Genomic DNA, 18,792 nt, shown 5'->3' with positions numbered 1-18,792 from the left:
ATGTTTCACCTGAGTCATCCGGTGTTTCATCGTTGTTGGGCGTCGTGCGCGAGCAGCGCGATGTGTACGGAGGCCGCCTGTTCGAAGTCGTCGAGGTCGACGGCGAGGCGCGCCTCTATCGCCTCCAGTCGGCGGTAGAGCGCGGGCCTGCTGACGTGGTGGAGCTGCGCGGTACGGGACTTGTTGCGGCCGGTCGCGAGATACGTCCGCAGCACGGGCAACAGCTCCGACTCCGCGTCGGCCCCGCACAGCAGCCCGTCCAGCTCCCGTTCGGCGAAGGACTGGACGTGCGGGTCGTCCCTGAGCAGCCGCACCAGACCGCGCAGATGGACGTCACGCAGCCGTACGAGCACCGGGTGGTCCTCCTGGCCGACCGGAGTGTCGGCGGCGGCCTCGGCGACGTGCAGGGCCTCTCGCAGGCCGCCGGGGACGTCGTCCCAGGCGTGACGGGCGGAGGCGGCCGCCACGGTCGCGGGGGCGCCGGTCTCGTGGCGCAGCCGGACGGCGAAGTGCGCGGCCAGCGCCTCGGCGTCCTGGTCCCGGGCGAGGCTCAGCAGCACGGCGGTGGCCCCGTCGGCGAGTTCGGCGACGAGTCCGGACAGGCCCAGCAGCCTGAGCACACGGTCCAGTTGGGCCGGGTCGCCGTCCCGGACGGCCAGCGGCACGAACGACCGCCGGTTCACGGGAAGCCCCGCCGCGCGCGCTCGCGGGAGCAGCTGCCGCGCCGGTACGACCCCGCTCACGAGGTCGGTGAGCAGACTCTGCGCGGACTCCTCCTCCCAGGTGTGCGTGGAGCCGGCGAGCATCCGGTGCAGGACCAGGGCCTCGGCGGCCCGGTCGGCGAGCAGCCGCCCGGTCACCGCGTCGCCGCGGTGACCGCACAGCACGATGCGGCCCCAGCGCTCGCCCCGGCCGCCCAGCTCCGCCCGGATCCACCCGTCGCCCTCGCTGCCGCCCGCCTGCCGGGCGATGCGCTCCCAGTCGCGCAGCACGTCGTCCACCGCGGACCGCTCCCCCGCGGTGGCGAGGACCCGGTGGGCGAGGTTGGTGACGACGACGGGGCAGGCCGCGTGGCCCGCGATCTCGTCGAGGATCCGCTGCATGGGGGCGCCCGAGGTGATGAGGCCGGTGAGCGCGGTGCGTACCGCCTCGGACAGACTCACGGCCGCGAACTTGATGCTGACCAGCCGGGACTGCACTTCCTCCGTCAACTCGGCGAAGGGGAAGGGGCGGTGCAGTACGACCATGGGCAGCCCGCACCGCTCGGCGGCCCGGCGCATCACGTCCGGCGGCGCGGGGAAGGCCCGGCCGAGTCCGAGGACGACGGCCGCGGCCTCCGCGCGGTGCAGCGAACGGATGTACTCGGCCTGCGCGTCCGGGTCGCCGGCCAGCAGCACGCCGGTGGTGAGCACCATTTCGCCGCCGCTGAGCATCACACCCACGTCGGCGGCCTCCGCGACGTGCACCCAGCGCACGGGCCGGTCGAGGTGGCCCGCGCCCGCCACCACCTCGGGCTCTCCGGCGAGCACCCGTTCCAGGGTGAGGACCTGGCGTACCGACAGGACGGTGTCCGGGGCGGTGGTCATGGCGACGTTCCCTTGCTCAGGTTCTCTTACCGGGTGCACCTCAGCGCGCGATCGAGGATCGCCGCGCCCTCCTCCGCCTCGGCGACGGTGAGGGACAGGGGCGGCGCGATGCGCAGCACGCTGGTGTCGTGACCGCCGCCCTTGCCGATCAGCATGCCTTCCTCGCGGGCCGCCTCGAGCACGGCGGCGGCACCCTCGGGATGCGCCTCGTCGGTGCCGGGCTTCACCAGTTCGACGCCGATCATCAGTCCGCGGCCGCGGACCTCCCGTACGCCGTCGACCTGTGCGGCGATCGCCCGCAGGCGCTCGATGAGCAGCCCGCCGACGCGCCGGGCGTTGCCCTGGAGGTCGTGTTCGAGAAGGTAGGTGAGGTTCGCCAGCCCCGCCGCCATCGTGACCGGTGAGCCGCCGAAGGTCGAGATGGAGTTGGAGTCCAGGCAGTTCATGATCTCGGCACGGGCGACGACACCGCCGATGGACATGCCGTTGCCGATGCCCTTGGCGAAGGTCAGCATGTCCGGCGGGCCCGCGGCGTCGTGCGCCTGCCAGCCCCAGAAGTGCTCGCCGGTGCGGCCCCAGCCGGTCTGCACCTCGTCCGCGATCCAGAGGATGCCGTGCTCGTCGAGGACCTCGCGGAAGGCCGCGTACAGACCGTCGGGCGGGATCGTGAAACCGCCGACGCCCTGGACGGGTTCGGCGATCAGGGCCGCGGGCGGCCGGACGTGGCCGAGCAGGTCCCTGAGGTCCGCGACGCAGGCGGCGATGAACTCGGCGTCGGACAGGCCGGCGTAGGGACCGCGGGTGCGGACTCCGCCGTGGACGTACAGCGTCTGCAGCGGCGACAGCGAGGTCGGCGACCAGCCCTTGTTGCCGGTGATGCCGACCGCGCTGAAGGACCGGCCGTGGTAGCTGTTGCGCATCGCCAGGATCTGGTTGCTGCGCCGGTGGGCGGTGGCGAGCAGCAGGGCCGTGTCATTGGCCTCGGTGCCGGAGGTGGTGAAGAAGACACGGGCGTCCGGGATGCCCGACAACTGGGCGATGCGCTCGGCGAGTTCGACCATCGGCCGGTTGAGGTAGAGCGTGGAGGAGTGGATGATCCGCCCGGCCTGCTCGCTGACGGCCTTGGTCACCTCGGGCAGCGCGTGCGCGGTCATCGTCGTCAGGATGCCGCCGAAGAAGTCCAGGTACTTGTTGCCGTCGGCGTCCCAGACGTGGCGGCCCTCGCCGTGGGTGATCTCCAGCGGGTCCTGGTAGTAGAGGGCGAGCCAGTCGGGCAGTACCGCCTTGTGCCGTGCGTACAGGTCGCTCACGGCCGCACCAGCCCCTCGTACGCGTCGGGACGGCGGTCGCGGTAGAACGCCCATTGCTGACGCACCTCGTCGATCAGGCCGAAGTCGAGGTCCCGGACGACGAGTTCCTCGGTCTTGTCGTCGGCGGTCTCCCCCACGAACTGTCCGCGCGGGTCGACGAAGTACGAGGTCCCGTAGAAGTCGTTGTCCCCGTACTCCTCCTGTCCGACCCGGTTGATCGCGGCGATGAAGTACTCGTTGGCGACGGCCGCGGCGGGCTGTTCCAGCTGCCAGAGGTAGGCGGAGAGGCCGCGGGAGGTGGCGGAGGGGTTGTAGACGAGCTGCGCGCCGTTCAGGCCGAGTTGCCGCCAGCCCTCGGGGAAGTGGCGGTCGTAGCAGATGTAGACGCCGATCCGGCCGACCGCGGTGTCGAAGACGGGCCAGCCGAGGTTGCCCGGTTTGAAGTAGTACTTCTCCCAGAAACCCTTGACCTGGGGGATGTGGTGCTTGCGGTACTTGCCCAGGAAGGTGCCGTCGGCGTCGATCACGGCGGCGGTGTTGAAGTAGAAGCCGGACTGCTCGACCTCGAAGACGGGCACGACGATGACCATGCCGGTCTCACGGGCGAGTTCCCGCATGCGGGTCACGGTGGGCCCGTCGGGCACGGGTTCGGCCCAGCGGTAGTGCTCGGGCTCCTGGACCTGGCAGAAATAGGGGGCGTTGAAGACTTCCTGGAAGCCGATCACCTTCGCGCCCTGCCGGGCCGCCTCGCGGGCGTGCTCCTCGTGCTTGGCGACCATGGATGCGGTGTCGCCGGTCCAGGTCGCCTGGACCAGAGCGGCACGTACGACGTTGGCCATGAGCTGCTCCTTCGACGGGACGTCAGAGAGCCTCTACGCCCGTAGACAAAGGCGGTAGAGGCTCGAAAGTAAGCCCCCTGGACAGCCTTGCCAAGACCATCGGGGTTAACCCGCTGAGTCGATCACGTTTCACACCCCTGTGGGTGAGAGGCTGACCGGGGTGTGGGCCGCCCGGGTGACTCAGGCGGTGAACCCGGCCACTCGAAGGGCGTGCACCAGGTCCCAGTGGCGTTGTTCGGAGACCTCCCGGGCGGCGTCCAGCAGGAGCGGCACGAGCCGCGCCGGATCGTTCTCCGCGCTGCGGGCGGCCTCCTCGGGGGTACGGACCCGTACGTAGGCGTCGAGCAGCGCCCGGACCTCGCGCCGTCGGCCCTCGTCGGCGAGGCCGAGCACGGCGGCCCCGATCTCCGGTGCGGGGCGGGCGACGCCCTGGCGCAGCATCTGCTGTCCGTCGGTGGCACGGCCGGCCGCGCAGAGGGCGTCGGACGCGGCGACCAGCCGGTCCGCGGGGAGCGAGGCGGCCTCCCAGAGCAGGGTGGCCCAGTCCGCGTCGAGGCCCGCGTCGTGCAACTCCGCGGCGAGCAGCGGGAAGCGGGCGGCGGGCCAGTACGCGGCCTCGACGAGTGCGGCGTGCGCTTCGCCGCTGCGGCCTTCGGCGCGCAGCCGGACCAGTGTCCGCACCGTCTCGGCGGTGGCCCGCCGGGCGTCCTCGTCCAGGGGCTCCGTCCGCGGCTCCGGCTCCGCCCGCTCCTCGGCGGCCCCGGCGAAACGCGCGCCGCGGGGTGTGCGGCGGTTCGGGGCGGCCCGGGTGGCGGGCAGCGGCGCCGGCGTCCCGGGGACGGGCACGGGGGCCGCGCCGGACTCCATCATCCCGGCGAACCGCGCGCTGCCCCGGGGGCGGCGCCTGGAGCGCCGCCTGGGGGCCGGGGCGGCCTCGGGGGTCGTGGACCGCGCGGCCGGTGGCCGGGGCTCCTCGTGGGGCCGTACGGCGCCGGAGCCGTCCTCCGGCCGGGCCTCGGGGTCGTACGCCTCGCGCCCGGTGCCGGGGGCGGGAGTACCGGGCCCGAAGCCGTCGCCGCCCGCGGCGGCGCCGGTATCCGCGGTGGCCTCGCCGGATCCGGGGCGGCGGGCGGCGCGAGTGCCGGCCCGGACGCCGGGACCACCGGTCTCGAAGTCGCCGCCACCCGTGTCCGGTTCGGCGGGGACGGAAGACTCGGAAGCGTGGTGGGGCGGCGTGGAGCCGTCACCTCGGACGCCGGCCCCGCCGGGGGCGGGGCCGCTCCCGGCCGCACCCGATCCGGCGGGCGCGAACGCCTGTGCGTCCGTCCCGGGACGACCGGGCACAGGAGCGCGGCCTCCGCCCCCCGCGCCGCCGTCCCCTCTGGCGGCGGAGCGGCTCGGGACGGACGGGCCGTCCGACGTGTCGGGACCGGTGCGGGTGAAGGCTTGGGGGCCCGGCCCCGCAGTGGTGGCCGACGGGTCGTACGCGCCGGGATCGGCGGTCTCGGATCGAGGGGACGCGGTGGCGTCCGCGAGCGGCGAGCGGCTCCTCGTCCGCCCGGGGAGGGCGGCACGGTGGCGACCCGCCGCCTCCGCGGCCTCGGCCTCTATGTCCTGGGAACCCGTGACCTCGGCCCCCATGTCCGGGGAGCCCATGTCCTCGAAGCCCGTGTCCGGGGAGCCCATGTCGTCAGCCCACGTGTTCTCGGCCCACGGCTCGCCGGGAGGGTTCCCGCGCACCTTGCCGTCCGCCGGACGGCCTACGCCCCCGGCGGTCCCCGGAAAACCGGGCGCGCCCGATGCGTGGGTCCGCAGGGCGCGTCGGTCGAGGGTCTCCATACGGTGCCGGAGTTCGGCGCAGCGGGCGGTGGCCCGTTCGTGGTCGTCCCGGGCCCAGGCCAGGTCCAGCCGTACCGCGTCTGCCTCCCGCGGTGTGGCGGCCTCCGCCAGCGACCGGTTCAGCTCGGTCCGGCGTTCCGCCGCGTAGCGCTGTTCGCGGAGCATCACGTCGAGACGGTCACCGAGCGCGTCGCGCCCGCCGGGGCGGGCGTCGAACGCGGCGAGCGAGGCACCGTGCAGCGAACGGGCCCGCCCGACCTCCCGCTCCGCGGCCCCGCCGCCGTACTCCGCGCCGAGATCCTGCAGGAGCGCCTCGACCACGTCCCAGGGCGGCACCTCCCAGCCGTCCAGGCAGGCCCGCATACCGTCGGGGTCACGCTGCCAGAACACCCCGCACCAGCCGCCGCCCTGATCGAGCCGCCGCATCAACCCGTCCAGATAGCTGGCGAACTCCCGTACCTCACCGGGGAGTTGATCCAAAGCCATCACACAACTCCCCACCCGACCGAAGTACTCCGGTCCGGTAGCGAACACCCTCCGTGTTACGGAACGGCTACGGGGAGTTTTCGGGCCGGGAGCGGAGTCCGGTGATCGAGGTCGTCCATGGACAGCCCGAGCGCCCTCGCCAGCGCCGCCACGGTGAAGAAGGCGGGCGTGGGCGCCCGCCCGGTCTCGATCTTGCGCAGGGTCTCGGCCGAGACACCGGCGGCCGCCGCGACCTCCACCATGCTCCGGCCGCCGCGGGCCTCACGCAGCAACCGCCCGAGGAGCTCGCCGCGTTCGCGCTCTTCGGGGGTCAGCGGGGTACGCACCATGACCCCATTCTAATACCGGTATAGTAATTGGCATGGTGGAACTCAAGACGGACACGTCGATCGACGCGATGCACGAGGCGGGACAGGTCGTGGGCAGGGCGCTCACGGCGGTACGGGAGGCGGCCGCCGTGGGCGTCTCGCTGCTGGAGCTGGACGAGGTCGCCCACCAGGTGCTGCGCGACGCGGGCGCCGGCTCCCCCTTCCTCGGCTACCGCCCCTCCTTCGCGCCCACCCCGTTCCCCGCGGTCATCTGCGCCTCCGTGAACAACGCGATCGTGCACGGCATCCCGACCGGCTACCGGCTGCGCGACGGCGACCTGGTGTCCATCGACTTCGGAGCCGAACTGGGGGGCTGGGTCGGCGACTCCGCGATCAGTTTCATCGTCGGCCGGCCGCGCGCCGCCGACGTCCGCCTGGTCGAGACCGCCGACCGCGCCCTCGCGGCGGGCATCGCGGCGGCCGTCGTCGGCAACCGCATCGGGGACATCGCGCACGCCGTCGGCACGGTCTGCCGCGCGGCGGGGTACGGCATCCCGGACGGCTTCGGCGGCCATGGCGTGGGCCGCCGTATGCACGAGGACCCGCCCGTCCCCAACGAGGGGCGTCCCGGCCGCGGCCTGCCGCTGCGGCACGGCATGGTCCTCGCCATCGAGCCCATGCTCATCGGCGGCGGCACCGACGGCTTCCACGCGGCGCCCGACGGCTGGACCCTGCGCACGGACGACGGCTCCCGCGCCGCCCACGCCGAACACACGGTGGCCATCACGGACTCGGGGCCCCGCGTCCTGACGGCGCGCTGACCCCGGGCCCGCGTGAGCCGGCCGTGAACGGCGCGGGCACCGCGCCGTTCACCCTCCGCCGCCCGGCCGGGTGGCGCGATCCACCCGTCGGCCGCTACGACGCGGGCCGCACCACCATCGCCGAGCCGCCCCCGCGCCGTACCGTCTCCGCGGCGGCCAGCCACTTGCCGTCCGCAAGGCGCTGGACGCCTGTCGCCGCGCCGATCTCGGGGTTGAGCTTGAAGGAGTGCCCGAGTGCCTCCAGCCTGGTCCTGAGCGCGCTGTCGTAGAGGCCCGGTTCGAGTTCCGTCTGTGCCGCGTTGCGTTGGCTGGCACGCGGCGCGGCGATCGCGTCGACGAGCGGCAGTCCGCGGTCGAGGAATCCGGTGAGCGTCTGCAGCACGGTGGTGATGATGGTCGCGCCGCCCGGCGAACCGAGCGCCACCACGGGCTTGTCGTGCCGGTCCAGCACGATCGTCGGCGAGATCGACGAGCGCGGCCGCTTGCCGGGGCCGGGGAGGTTCGGGTCGTGCACGGCCGGGTTGGCCGGGGTGAACGAGAGGTCCGTCAGCTCGTTGTTGAGGAGGAAGCCGCGGCCCGGGACGGTGATGCCGCTGCCGCCGGTCTGCTCGATGGTCAGCGTGTACGAGACCACGTCGCCCCACTTGTCGGCGACCGTGAGGTGCGTGGTGTTCTCACCCTCGTACGTCGTCGCAGCGGCCGTTCCCGCGGTGGAGCAGGCCGCCGGGTGGCGCGGGTCGCCCGGCGCGAGCGGGCTGGTCAGCACCGCGTCGTCCTTGACCAGGCACGCGCGCGAGTCGGCGTACCTCTGCGACAGCAGCTCCTTCGCGGGTACGTCCTCGAAGGCGGGGTCGCCGACCCAGCGCCCCCGGTCGGCGAACGCGATCCGGCTGGCCTCGATGTAGTGGTGCAGGTACTGCACGTCGCTCGCGTCGGAGAGGTCGGTCCTCTCCAGGATGTTGAGGGCCTCGCCGACCGTGGTGCCACCCGACGACGAGGGCGCGATCGAGTAGACCTTGCGGCCGCGGTACGCGGTCTCCGTCGGCGCCTGCTTCTTCGCCCGGTACGCCCCCAGGTCCTTGAGCGACAGCTCTCCGGGCCGGGCGTTGTAGCCGGAACCGGTGCCCACCGGCGGCTTGTTCACAGTGGCGACGATGTCCTTGCCGAGGTCGCCGTGGTAGATCGCGCCGACGCCCTTGCGCCCCAGTTCCTCGTAGGTGCGGGCGAGGTCGGGGTTGGTGAAGGTCGAGCCGACGGCCGGGAGCGATCCGCCGGGCAGGAAGAGTTTCGCGGTGTCCGGGAAGTTCCTGAAGCGGGCCTCGTTGGACTCCGTCTGGGAGCGGAAGGTCGCGTCGACCTTGAAGCCGTCCCGCGCGATCCGTTCCGCGGGCTCGAGCACGCTGCTCAGCCGTCTGCTGCCCCAACTGTCCAGCGCGGTCTGCCAGGTCGCGGGCGTTCCCGGCGTACCGACGCTCAGTCCGCTGGTGACGGCGTCGGCGAAGGCGAGGGGCTTCCCGTTCTCCAGGAACAGGCCCGAGTCGGCGCTCAGCGGTGCCGTCTCACGGCCGTCGATCGTATGCACCGTACGGGACCTGGCGTCGTAGTAGACGAAGTAGCCGCCTCCGCCCACCCCGGAGGAGTAGGGCTCGGTGACGCCGAGGGCCGCGGCCGTGGCGACCGCCGCGTCCACCGCGTTGCCGCCCTTCCTGAGAACCTCGATGCCCGCGGCGGAGGCGTCGGCGTCCACGCTCGCCACCGCGCCGCCGTACCCGACGGCGACCGGCACCTTCGCCGACGTGCCGACGGCGGCGGACACGGCCGCCTTCCCGGCGCCGGGGGGCGCTGCCGCGCCGACCAAGACCACCGCGGCCGAAACCGCCAAGACCGCCAGATTTCGCGCAACAGGGCGACGCATCCGTACCTCCAGTCAACAGCCGTCTGCGCAGCGTAACTTCACCTCCGCCCTTCCGTCAGGACCCCCTCGAACACCGTTGCGCATTGCGGCTAGCATGCGCGCCCATGAATGACGACGTGCGCAACATCGTCCTCGGCGTGCTGGCGGCCGGCGTCAGCGCCGCCCTCGGCTGGCTCGCCCGTACGTATCTGTGGAAGCGCAGACTCCGGCGCAAGCAGGCGTTCTTCGGGCTGCCCGACAACTCCGAGTCGCTACTGGTGGTCAACCGGGAGGCGGGCGGCCCGGAGCTCACGGTGATGCGGCACGACGTGTTCGCACTGCTCGAACTGTCCGCCCTGATCAAGGACTGTGGCGCACACGCCCAGGTCATCGCGCACGACGCGACCCAGCAGGGCTTCGGGGAGCGTACGGAGTTCTGCGTGGGCGGCCCGTCGTCGAACCGGCGGATGGCGGCGCATCTGCACTCCCTGCTTCCGGGCGTCGACGTGAACGTCGACGCCGAACCGGGCCCGGACCGCGGCGCGTTCCAGATCGGCGGCGAGCGCTACCTCCTGGAGTCGGGCAAGGGCGAGTACGTGATCCTCGCCCGGCTGGTCGCCGGCCAGGAGCGCGGGACGCGGCCGGTGTTCCTCTTCTGCGGCCAGCGCGCGATCACCAACCAGGCCGCGACCCGCTACCTCGCCCGCAACCACGAGCGTCTGGCGCGCAAACACGGCGGGAGCTCCTTCGTCCTGCTCCTGAAGGTGGTGAACTCCCAGGCGTACGGTCCCGATGTGGTCGAACTCGTCGCGGACGTGACCCGCGCCGCCAGGACCCCGCTGCCCACGCCCCCGCCCGCGCCGGAACCTGAACCGACGCCGGCACGCGCCCGCAACTCGCGCCGCGCGTCGTAGCCCTCAGTACCTTCCCGCAACCTTTACCGGCGCGTAACTTACCGACGGGTTACTTCCGGTAAACGTGCGAGGTTACCGTCAGGTCACTTCCATCGACACGAGTGAGGAGTGGCCCGTGGGACACCGTCGCCATGCCCTGCGCACGACCGCCGCCGGTGCCGTCTCGGCGGCCCTGATCACCGGCGGCACCCTCGGGCTCACTCCCACCGCCGGGGCGGCCACGGGCGGCGTCCGCTTCGTCGACATCACCGGGGACGGCGGCACGGTCCTCAAGGGCAACGTCGTCACCCCCTCGGACGCCGACGGCACCCGCTCCTACCCGCTCATCGTGCTGCCCACGAGCTGGGGTCTGCCCCAGGTCGAGTACCTCGCGCAGGCCCAGAAACTCGCCGACTCCGGCTATGTGGTGGTCGGTTACAACGTCCGCGGCTTCTGGCAGTCCGGCGGCGAGATAGAAGTGGCGGGCCCGCCCGACGTCGCCGACACCTCAAAGGTGATCGACTGGGCACTCGCCAACACCCCCGCCGACGCACGAAGGATCGGCGTGGCCGGCGTCTCGTACGGGGCCGGGATCAGCCTGCTGGCCGCCGAGCACGACAAGCGGATCAAGGCGGTCGCCGCGCTCAGCGGCTGGGCCGATCTCATCGACTCGATCTACTCGGGCCGCACCGAGCACACCCAGGCCACCGCCCTGCTCGGCGGCGTCGGCGCCCTCACCGGCCGCCCCAGCGCAGAACTCCGGCAGATCCTGGAGAGCTTCTTCGCCTCGGACCTCTCGAAGGAGCAGGAGATGATCGCCTGGGGGAGGAAGCGTTCCCCCGAGACCTACGTCGACCAGCTCGACAAGAACGGTCCGGCCGTCTTCATGGCCAACGCCTGGGGCGACACGATCTTCCCGCCCAACCAGTACGCCCGCTTCTACGAGGAACTCACCGGGCCCAAGCGTCTGGAGTTCCGCCCCGGCGACCACGCCACCGCCGAGCTCGCCGGTCTGTTCGGAGTCCCCAACGACGTGTGGAAGGACACCGGCCGCTGGTTCGACCACTACCTCAGGGGCGAGGACAACGGAATCGACCGCGAGCAGCCGGTTCAGCTCAAGTCCCGTTCCACCGGTGGCTACGAGGGCTACCCGGACTGGAAGTCGGTCGGCGCCACCACGCGGAAGATCGCGCTGGCGGGCACCACCACGATCCACACGAACGTCGACTCGGGCGCGGACGGCGGGATCATCTTCCTCTCCAGCGTCCTGGACCAGCTGGCCCGGGTCCCCCCGATGGCGGCCGTTCCGCTGCTGCCGCGCCGCTGGGCGGCCGTCTGGCAGTCGGAGCGGTACGCGAGCGCCCAAGAGGTGCGCGGCACCGCCCGGCTGCACACCACGCTCACCCCGACCAAGGAGAGCGGCACCCTCGTCGCCTATCTGTACGACGTGGGGCCGCTCGGCCTCGGCAAGCTGGTCAGCAACGCGCCGTACACCTTCCACGGGCAGACGCCCGGCAAGCCGTTCGGCGTCGACCTGGACCTGTACTCCACGGCCTACGACGTCCCGGCAGGGCACCGGCTGGCCCTGGTCGTCGACACGGTCGACCCGCTCTACATCGAGCACAACCCGTCCGGCGCGCAGCTGACCTTCTCCTCACCGGCGAACGACCCGTCCTACGTGTCGATTCCCCTGCGCGAGCAGTGATCTCCGGCTGCCGCCGGCCGGGCATGGCCCTGTGAGCTGCTGCTCCCCCTACTGTCTCGGGGCGGTGGGGGGACGACCCCCACCCGGCAGCAGCGTCCCTGGTCAGGCCGGTGCCACCTTCACGGCCTCGGTCTTGGGACTGCGCCGCTCCCACCGGGACACCCGCTGGGCGAACCAGGAGAGCAGCATGCACATCCCGATGTAGATCGGCGAGATCACCATCACCACGGGGATGAACGGCAAATCGTAGTCGAGGTTGGACGCGATCAGTTTCCCGGCGTGGAGGAACTCCTCATAGGTGATGAGAAAACCGAGCGAGGTGTCCTTCAGCGCCACCACCAGCTGGCTGATGATGGCGGGCAGCATGGCCCGTACGGCCTGCGGTACGAGGACATGGGACATGACCTGGGTCTTGCGCATGCCGAGCGCGAACGCGGCCTCCCGCTGGCCTCGGTCGACGGAGTCGACGCCGGAGCGGAATACCTCGGCGAGCACCGAGCCGTTGTAGAGCGTCAGTCCGGCGACCAGCGCGGGCAGCGGCTGCACCTTCAGCGCCACGAAGATGAAGAAGATCATCACCAGTACGGGCATGGCGCGGAAGAACTCGACGACCAGCGTGGAGATCCACCGCACCGGGCCGTGGTCGGAGAGGCGTCCCGTGGCGAGCACCCCGCCCAGCGCCAGCGAGAACACGGCGGCCAGTGCGAAGGCCTTGAGCGTGTTGCCCAGTCCTCGCAGCAGGAGTTCCTGGATGCCCTTGTACTCGAAGGGCATCCACTTGGTGTGGGTGAACTGACCCGTGTCGAACAGGAGATACAGGATCCAGCCGATCAGGGCGAGGATCAGGACGGTGGACACGACCCCGTACATCCGGTGCCGTCGCCGGGTCCTCGGCCCGGGGACGTCGTAGAGGGCGGTGGACCGGTGTGTGGTGGACCGGCGGGCCGGGGGCCGGTGGGCGGGTGACCGGTGGGCGGTGGCGGTCATCGGGCGACTCCCCAGCGCTTTTCGAGGACATTGAAGACCGCACTGATGGCGAGGGTGATGATCAGGTACCCGACGGCGATCCAGACGAAGGTCCAGACGATGTTGTAGCCGAGTTCGCTGAGCGTCTTGTAGGTGCCGAGCAGTTCGGTGACGCTGAACGCCCCGGCGATGGCGGAGTTCTTGGCGAGGGCGATGAGGGTGGAGCCGATGGGCGGGATCACGGACCGGAATGCCTGCGGCAGGACGACCAGCGAGAGTGTCTGCCGGAACGTCATGCCGAGACTGCGGGCCGCCTCGCCCTGTTCCCTGGGCACGGTGTTGATGCCGGCACGCAGCGCCTCGCAGATGAACGCCGAGGTGTAGCAGCCGAGTGCCAGGACCGCGAACACCTGGAAGGGCAGCACGAGTCCGAAGCGCGGCAGACCGAGCAGGACCGCGAAGAACAGGAGGGTGAGCGGAGTGTTGCGCAGCACCGCCACCCAGGCAGTGCCGAGGGCCCGCAGGGAGGCGACCGGCGCGACCCTGAACGAGGCCATCAGGAAGCCCAGCAGGAGCGCCAGCACCGATGCGTAGACGGTGAGTTCGACCGTGCCGAGGAATCCCTCGGCGAAGGTGGAGAAGTTGTCTGTCAGTACGTTCACGTCGGCCTCGTTCAGCTCGCCGGGTAGCGGTCGATGGCGGGCGGGGTGGGCGCGGGCACTCCGGAGAGCCCGAGCGTCGCCTCGTACGCCCTCTTCCAGTCGCCGTTCTTCTCCCGGGCCTCCAGCGCGTCGTCGAGTGCGTAGCGCAGCGCGTTGTCACCGCGCGGGACGCCGATGCCGTACGGCTCCTTGGAGAACGGCCGGCCGACGACCTTGAGTTCGCCCGGGGCCTTCGCCGCGTAGCCGATCAGGATCGCGTCGTCGGTGGTGACGGCGTCGACCTGGTAGGTGAGCAGGTTGTCGACGCAGACCGAGTAGGTGTCGTAGGCGACCAGCGTGGCTTTCGGATAGTCCGTCTTGATGCGCTGGTACGGCGTTGAACCGGCCGCCGAGCAGACGCGTTTGCCGGCCAGGTCCTGGGGTCCGTGGATGTCGTTCTCGTCCTTGCGGACCAGCAGGGACTGACCGGCCATGTAGTACGGACCCGCGAAGCCGACGAGCTTCTTGCGCAGGTCGTTGATGGTGTAGGTGCCGACGTAGTAGTCGATCTGGCCGTTCTGCAGGGCGGTTTCGCGGTTGGCCGAGGCGACCGTCCTGAAGTTGACGGTCTTCGGGTCGAAGCCGAGCGAGGCCGCCATCATCCGCGCGATCTCGATGTCGAAGCCGGCGTAGGCGCCCGTCGCCGGGTCACGCTCGCCCAGGTACGGCTGGTCCTCCTTGACGCCGACGTTCAAGTGGCCACGCTTGCGCGCCCGTTGCCAGGTGGGCGAGTCGGGGAGCTCGAAGCCCTTCGCGATCTCATAGGTGGGCAGCTTCTCCGCGGCCGGTCCCTTGGTGGGCGGGCTGCCCTCCTTGCCGCAGCCGGTGACGGTGGCGAGCAGCGCGGTGATCGCCACCAGGGCGAGGCGCACACGTGTGGTACGGATCATGGGTGCACTCCCCCGCTCAGTGCTTGAGGATCTTGGAGAGGAAGTCCTTGGCGCGGTCGCTGCGCGGGTTGGTGAAGAACTCCTCGGGGGCGCGGTCCTCGACGATGCGGCCGTCGGACATGAAGACGACACGGTTGGCGGCGGAGCGCGCGAAGCCCATCTCGTGGGTGACGACGACCATGGTCATGCCGTCGCGCGCTAGTTGCCGCATGACTTCCAGGACCTCGTTGATCATCTCGGGGTCGAGCGCCGAGGTCGGTTCATCGAACAGCAGTGCCTTGGGGTCCATGGCGAGGGCGCGGGCGATGGCGACGCGCTGCTGCTGGCCGCCGGAGAGCTGTGCCGGGTACTTGGGTGCCTGTGCGGCGAGGCCCACCCGGTCCAGGAGTTCGCGGGAGCGCCGGTCCGCGTCCTCCCGCTTCCGGCCGCGGACCTTGATCTGGGCGAGCGAGACGTTCTGCAGGACCGTCTTGTGCGCGAAGAGGTTGAAGGACTGGAAGACCATCCCGACCTCGGCACGGAGCCCGGCGAGCGCCCTGCCCTCGTCCGGCAGCGGCCGGCCGTCCAGCCTGATGGTCCCCGACTGGACGGTCTCCAGCCGGTTGATCGTTCGGCACAGCGTCGACTTGCCCGAGCCCGACGGGCCGATGACGACGACGACCTCCCCCTTGGCGACGGTGAGGTCGATGTCCTGCAGGACATGCAGCTCGCCGAAGTACTTGTTCACGCCCTGCAGTTCGATCAGAGGATCGACAGCCATGCCCGGCCCCACCCACTCTCAGCTGTGTCGCAGATGCCGCAAACTATCCGGGCATGATGACGCTTAATACTCGACACGCACTTTTCGGGCATTAGCCGTATTTATCAAGTTTCTGGTTTACGGCGCGACAGTTCGGGACGGGCACGGCGGCCGCCGGATCACCCCTCCGACACCTCCGCGTACAGCTGGGACAGCTCGGGAGCGCCGCTGGCGGCCCAGGTGTGGCCCGAGGCGACGACGTCGATCTCGCGGCCGGACGTCAGCCGTACGACCGGCTGGCCGTTGGGCCAGATCTCCCAGACGGCGCCGGAGACCGTGCGCACGATGACCGAACCGAGGTAGAGGCCCGCGTCGTTACCGAGCCAGGGCAGGCTCTCCTCGTCGTCACGCCAGCGCGGCAGCAGCTGGTCCAGCGCCTCCAAGGAGGTCGCGGAGTCGTCGAGTTCGACACCCGCCTGGTGCGCCTGCGAGCGCAGCAGCTCGCACTCCGCGAGGAGTTCGGCGATGCCCGCGGGATCGTGGTCGCCCTCGGTGAACACGGCCACCCCGAAGGCGTGACCGTGCTTCTTGCGCCAGGTGCCCAAAAAAGGGATGTTCATATGCCCAGCGTGTCATTCCCTCCGTCCGACGCACCACAGGCGCGCCCCGGAACGCACCCGCCCGCGCACGGGTCACACGTCGAGGTCCACCACGACCGGCGCGTGGTCCGAGGCCCCCTTGCCCTTGCGCTCCTCACGGTCGACGTACGCGTCACCGACCGCCTTGGAGAACGCCTCGTTGCCGTACACCAGGTCGATGCGCATGCCCCGGTTCTTGGGGAAGCCGAGCTGGCGGTAGTCCCAGTAGGTGAACGGGTGGTCGTACTTGAGGGGGCGCGGGACCACGTCCGACAGGCCCGTCTCGCGCAGCGAGGTCAGGGCGGCGCGCTCGGCCGGGGTGACGTGCGTGGCACCGTCGAACAGGGAGATGTCCCAGACGTCGTCGTCCGTCGGCGCCACGTTGTAGTCCCCGAGGACGGCGAACGGCCTGCTGCCCGCCGCGTCGCCCGCGACCGCCGCCTTGAGGGCCTCGAACCACTCGAGCTTGTACGCGTAGTGGGGGTGGCCCACCTCGCGGCCGTTGGGCACGTACACCGACCAGACGCGGACCGGGCCACAGGTCGCGGAGACGGCCCGGGGTTCCTCGACGCCCTCGTAGCCGGGGCCGCCGGGCAGCCCCCTGACGACGTCCTCCAGGCCTACGCGCGAGAGCACCGCCACTCCGTTCCACCGGCCGGTCGCGTGCACGGCCGCCTCGTAACCCAGCTCGCGCAGCTCGTCGACGGGGAACTGCTCGGCGGCCACCTTGGCCTCCTGGAGGCAGACCACGTCCGTGCCACTGCTCTCCAGCCAGGCCAGCAGCCTCGGGAGGCGGGCGGTGATCGAGTTCACGTTCCAGGTCGCGATGCGCATACCCGACAACCTACCGGGCGGGTACGACAACGGGTCCCCGTGGCCCGCCCGTGCCCGGGGCCGCCCCTCGCTCAGACCTCCGCCGACGTCCCCGGCGCGAGCCGCAGGTGCTCGGCGCCGCCCAGGGCGCCGATCTGGTGGTCGTAGATCGGGCGGGCGAGATCCGTGAGAAGCGCGTCGTGGATGTCGTACGCGCGCTGGGGCTTGACCTCGCGGACGTATTCGATGACTTCGGCGATCTTGTTCCAGGGGGCCATCACCGGGAGCATCAGCGTCTCCACCGGCCGGTCCGGGACGGTGAGGGCGTCGCCCGGGTGGAAGACACGTCCGCCGTCGACGAGATAGCCGATGTTCGTGATGCGCGGGATGTCCGGGTGGATCTCGGCGTGCAGCTCGCCGTGCACCTGGACGTCGAAGCCCGCGGCGGTGAACGTGTCACCGTGGCCGACGGTGTGCACCCGGCCGGGGAAGGCGGCGGTGAGCCGGTCCGCGACCGCCTTCAGGGTCCAGACCTCGGTCGCGGGCCGGGCCTCCAGGACGACCCGCAGCCGCTCCTCGTCGAAGTGGTCGGGGTGCTCGTGCGTGATCAGGATCGCGTCCGCGCCGACGGCCGCGTCCTCCTCGCTGAAGACGCCCGGGTCGATGACGAGCGCGCGCCCGTCCTTCTCCAGGCGGATGCATGCGTGCGACTTCTTCGTGAGCTTCATGAGTCCATCCTCCCCCCGCGGGGCGCCCCGGGGCCTGCTCAGCCTGGTGCTCCCACTGCCCGGATGATCACTCCTGGGGGGTGGTCTCCTCCCGGATCACCGCCTGCGCCACCCTGAACGCGCTGTTCGCGGCCGGGACACCGCAGTACACCGCCGCCTGGAGGAGCACTTCCTTGATCTCGACGGGGGTGAGGCCGTTGCGGAGGGCGGCGCGGGTGTGGAAGGCGAGTTCGTCGAGGTGGCCGCCCGCGACCAGCGCGGTGAGCGTGACACAGCTGCGCGAGCGCCGGTCGAGGCCCGGCCGGTCCCAGATCTCCCCCCAGGCGTAGCGGGTGACGAAATCCTGGAAGTCCCCGGAGAACGCGTCCGCCGAGGCCAGTGCCCGGTCCACGTGCGCGTCCCCGAGCACCTCGCGGCGGACCTTGATCCCTGCGTCGTACGGGTCGGGCCTGCCCAGGATCTCGGGCTGGGCGAGGACGGCCGGGGCGATCTCGGCGACGGGCGCGAGGGGCGGGGGTGTGGCGAGCGCCGGCTTCACCGGGCCCGCCGGGATCGCCACCTGGCCGGTCGACGAGTCGTAGGCGGGCTGCCAGGCGGTGGAGAAGTGCCGTACCAGCAGGTCGGTGACCGCGGCGGGCTGCTCCACCGGCACCAGGTGCGAGGCACCGGGCACGACCGCGAGCCGGGCGTCCGGGATTCCGGCGACCAGCGTGCGGGCCTCGGCGGGCCCGGTGACCTGGTCGTCGGAGCCGACGAGGACGAGGGTGGGGGCGCCGATCCGGCCCAGCTCGGCCCGTACGTCGAACGCGGCGAGTGCCTCGCAGGCGGCGATGTAGCAGCCGGGGTCGGTGGTGCGCACCATCTGCACGGCCCACTCGGTGATGGCCGGCTGGGCCGCGGCGAACCCGGCCGTGAACCAGCGCTCGGGCGAGGTACGGGCGATCGGGTCGAGTCCGTTGGTCCGCACGATCACGCCGCGCTGGCGGAACTCGTCGGCCGATCCGAAACGGGGTGAGGCGGCGATCACCGCGAGGGAGGCGATCCGCTCCGGGTGGCGCAGGGCGAGTTCGATCCCGAGGGCCCCGCTGAACGCGCAGCCCGCGTACCCGAAGCGGTGCACCCCGAGCCCGTCGAGTGTGGCGAGCAGCCGCCCCGCGAGTTCGGCGAACGAGCCCGCGGGATAGGCGGGGGCCCCGCCGTGCCCCGGCAGATCGAAACGGAAGATCCGCCAGCTCTTCGCCAGCTCGGGGATCTGCCGGTCCCACATGTGCCAGGTGGTGCCCAGTGAGGGACCCAGGATCAGGACAGGTGCGTCTTCTGGCCCGTCGAAGCGGTATTGCAGGGTGTTCGGTGGTGTCTCGCTCACCCGTCTGACCCTCTCATGTATCGCGACCGCCCCTGTGCCGGGGCATGGCTGTATGGGCCTGACCAGGTGGAAGACCTCCTGGGCAGCGTAGCGTTCGACGCCTCGGACGGTTTCGCGTCTGGTCCTGCTCGGGTCGGCCTTGACGAGGACGGCCTTGAGATGGCCGATCGCCCGGTCGATCGCCTGAGCGCGGGCCTTGACCGCCGAACCCACCATCCCCGGCCGGCGGTCGGCACAACGCGAGCGGGACACCCCGGTCGGGGATCCCAA

17 protein-coding genes are annotated in these 18,792 nt (G+C 71.4%); 3 read left to right on the top strand and 14 right to left on the bottom strand.

Features of this window, described 5'->3' with window-relative positions; translation table 11 throughout:
* Window positions 1-26: 26 nt before the first annotated feature.
* The 5 genes from ACFVTC_RS16635 to ACFVTC_RS16615 all read right to left on the bottom strand — a co-directional run bounded on the left by ACFVTC_RS16635 (window position 27) and on the right by ACFVTC_RS16615 (window position 6,389).
* A complete protein-coding gene (locus tag ACFVTC_RS16635) occupies window positions 27-1,586 on the bottom strand; it encodes a PucR family transcriptional regulator (protein WP_390127490.1) in 1,560 nt (519 codons plus the stop codon).
* 26 nt (window positions 1,587-1,612) lie between these two features.
* Window positions 1,613-2,950 (bottom strand): aspartate aminotransferase family protein, encoded by a 1,338-nt coding sequence (locus ACFVTC_RS16630; protein WP_390127488.1) that lies wholly within the window; start codon window positions 2,948-2,950, stop codon window positions 1,613-1,615.
* Complete coding sequence (locus ACFVTC_RS16625; protein ID WP_390127486.1) at window positions 2,893-3,735, bottom strand: nitrilase-related carbon-nitrogen hydrolase; 843 nt, start codon at window positions 3,733-3,735, stop codon at window positions 2,893-2,895. Before ACFVTC_RS16625 ends, ACFVTC_RS16630 begins: the two co-directional genes overlap by 58 nt.
* 180 nt (window positions 3,736-3,915) lie before the next feature.
* Window positions 3,916-6,060 (bottom strand): hypothetical protein, encoded by a 2,145-nt coding sequence (locus ACFVTC_RS16620; protein WP_390127484.1) that lies wholly within the window; start codon window positions 6,058-6,060, stop codon window positions 3,916-3,918.
* Between the two features lie 56 nt (window positions 6,061-6,116).
* Entirely contained in the window at window positions 6,117-6,389 is a 273-nt protein-coding gene (locus ACFVTC_RS16615) for a helix-turn-helix domain-containing protein (RefSeq protein WP_390127482.1), read from the bottom strand.
* 32 nt (window positions 6,390-6,421) lie between these two features.
* Between ACFVTC_RS16615 and map the strand changes: the two genes are divergently transcribed.
* Complete coding sequence (gene map / locus ACFVTC_RS16610; RefSeq protein WP_390127480.1) at window positions 6,422-7,189, top strand: type I methionyl aminopeptidase; 768 nt, start codon at window positions 6,422-6,424, stop codon at window positions 7,187-7,189.
* Between the two features lie 94 nt (window positions 7,190-7,283).
* On the opposite strand, the gene ggt is transcribed toward map, so the two are convergent.
* Window positions 7,284-9,104, bottom strand: coding sequence for a gamma-glutamyltransferase (gene ggt, locus ACFVTC_RS16605; protein ID WP_390127478.1), 1,821 nt, complete (start codon window positions 9,102-9,104; stop codon window positions 7,284-7,286).
* Between the two features lie 104 nt (window positions 9,105-9,208).
* Between ggt and ACFVTC_RS16600 the strand changes: the two genes are divergently transcribed.
* Together ACFVTC_RS16600 and ACFVTC_RS16595 are read left to right on the top strand one after the other, a co-directional pair.
* The gene (locus ACFVTC_RS16600; protein WP_390127476.1) at window positions 9,209-9,997 is read left to right on the top strand and encodes a hypothetical protein; all 789 of its coding nucleotides are present in this window, start codon (window positions 9,209-9,211) and stop codon (window positions 9,995-9,997) included.
* 115 nt (window positions 9,998-10,112) lie between these two features.
* Window positions 10,113-11,681, top strand: a complete 1,569-nt coding sequence (locus ACFVTC_RS16595; RefSeq protein WP_390127474.1) for an alpha/beta fold hydrolase — start codon at window positions 10,113-10,115, stop codon at window positions 11,679-11,681.
* A gap of 102 nt (window positions 11,682-11,783) precedes the next feature.
* Here ACFVTC_RS16595 and ACFVTC_RS16590 read toward each other — a convergent pair whose 3' ends face one another.
* The 8 genes from ACFVTC_RS16590 to pcaC form a co-directional block, all read right to left on the bottom strand.
* Window positions 11,784-12,551 (bottom strand): amino acid ABC transporter permease, encoded by a 768-nt coding sequence (locus ACFVTC_RS16590; RefSeq protein ID WP_390127870.1) that lies wholly within the window; start codon window positions 12,549-12,551, stop codon window positions 11,784-11,786.
* Between the two features lie 113 nt (window positions 12,552-12,664).
* Window positions 12,665-13,309, bottom strand: a complete 645-nt coding sequence (locus ACFVTC_RS16585) for an amino acid ABC transporter permease (RefSeq protein WP_329291371.1) — start codon at window positions 13,307-13,309, stop codon at window positions 12,665-12,667.
* 11 nt (window positions 13,310-13,320) lie between these two features.
* On the bottom strand, window positions 13,321-14,238 hold the full coding sequence (locus ACFVTC_RS16580; RefSeq protein WP_390127472.1) for a glutamate ABC transporter substrate-binding protein: 918 nt from the start codon (window positions 14,236-14,238) through the stop codon (window positions 13,321-13,323).
* A gap of 16 nt (window positions 14,239-14,254) precedes the next feature.
* On the bottom strand, window positions 14,255-14,998 hold the full coding sequence (locus tag ACFVTC_RS16575) for an amino acid ABC transporter ATP-binding protein (RefSeq protein ID WP_329527760.1): 744 nt from the start codon (window positions 14,996-14,998) through the stop codon (window positions 14,255-14,257).
* A 158-nt stretch (window positions 14,999-15,156) separates the two neighbouring features.
* Window positions 15,157-15,597, bottom strand: coding sequence for a DUF6278 family protein (locus ACFVTC_RS16570; RefSeq protein ID WP_390127470.1), 441 nt, complete (start codon window positions 15,595-15,597; stop codon window positions 15,157-15,159).
* Between the two features lie 72 nt (window positions 15,598-15,669).
* On the bottom strand, window positions 15,670-16,449 hold the full coding sequence (locus ACFVTC_RS16565; RefSeq protein WP_390127469.1) for an exodeoxyribonuclease III: 780 nt from the start codon (window positions 16,447-16,449) through the stop codon (window positions 15,670-15,672).
* Between the two features lie 71 nt (window positions 16,450-16,520).
* On the bottom strand, window positions 16,521-17,156 hold the full coding sequence (locus tag ACFVTC_RS16560; RefSeq protein WP_390127467.1) for an MBL fold metallo-hydrolase: 636 nt from the start codon (window positions 17,154-17,156) through the stop codon (window positions 16,521-16,523).
* 67 nt (window positions 17,157-17,223) lie between these two features.
* Window positions 17,224-18,522 (bottom strand): 4-carboxymuconolactone decarboxylase, encoded by a 1,299-nt coding sequence (pcaC, locus tag ACFVTC_RS16555; RefSeq protein ID WP_390127465.1) that lies wholly within the window; start codon window positions 18,520-18,522, stop codon window positions 17,224-17,226.
* Between the last annotated feature and the right edge of the window lie 270 nt (window positions 18,523-18,792).

Source organism: Streptomyces sp. NPDC057950 (genome assembly GCF_042887295.1).
Taxonomy (GTDB): Bacteria; Actinomycetota; Actinomycetes; order Streptomycetales; family Streptomycetaceae; genus Streptomyces; species Streptomyces kaempferi.
This window is presented reverse-complemented; position numbering and strand designations above follow the sequence as displayed.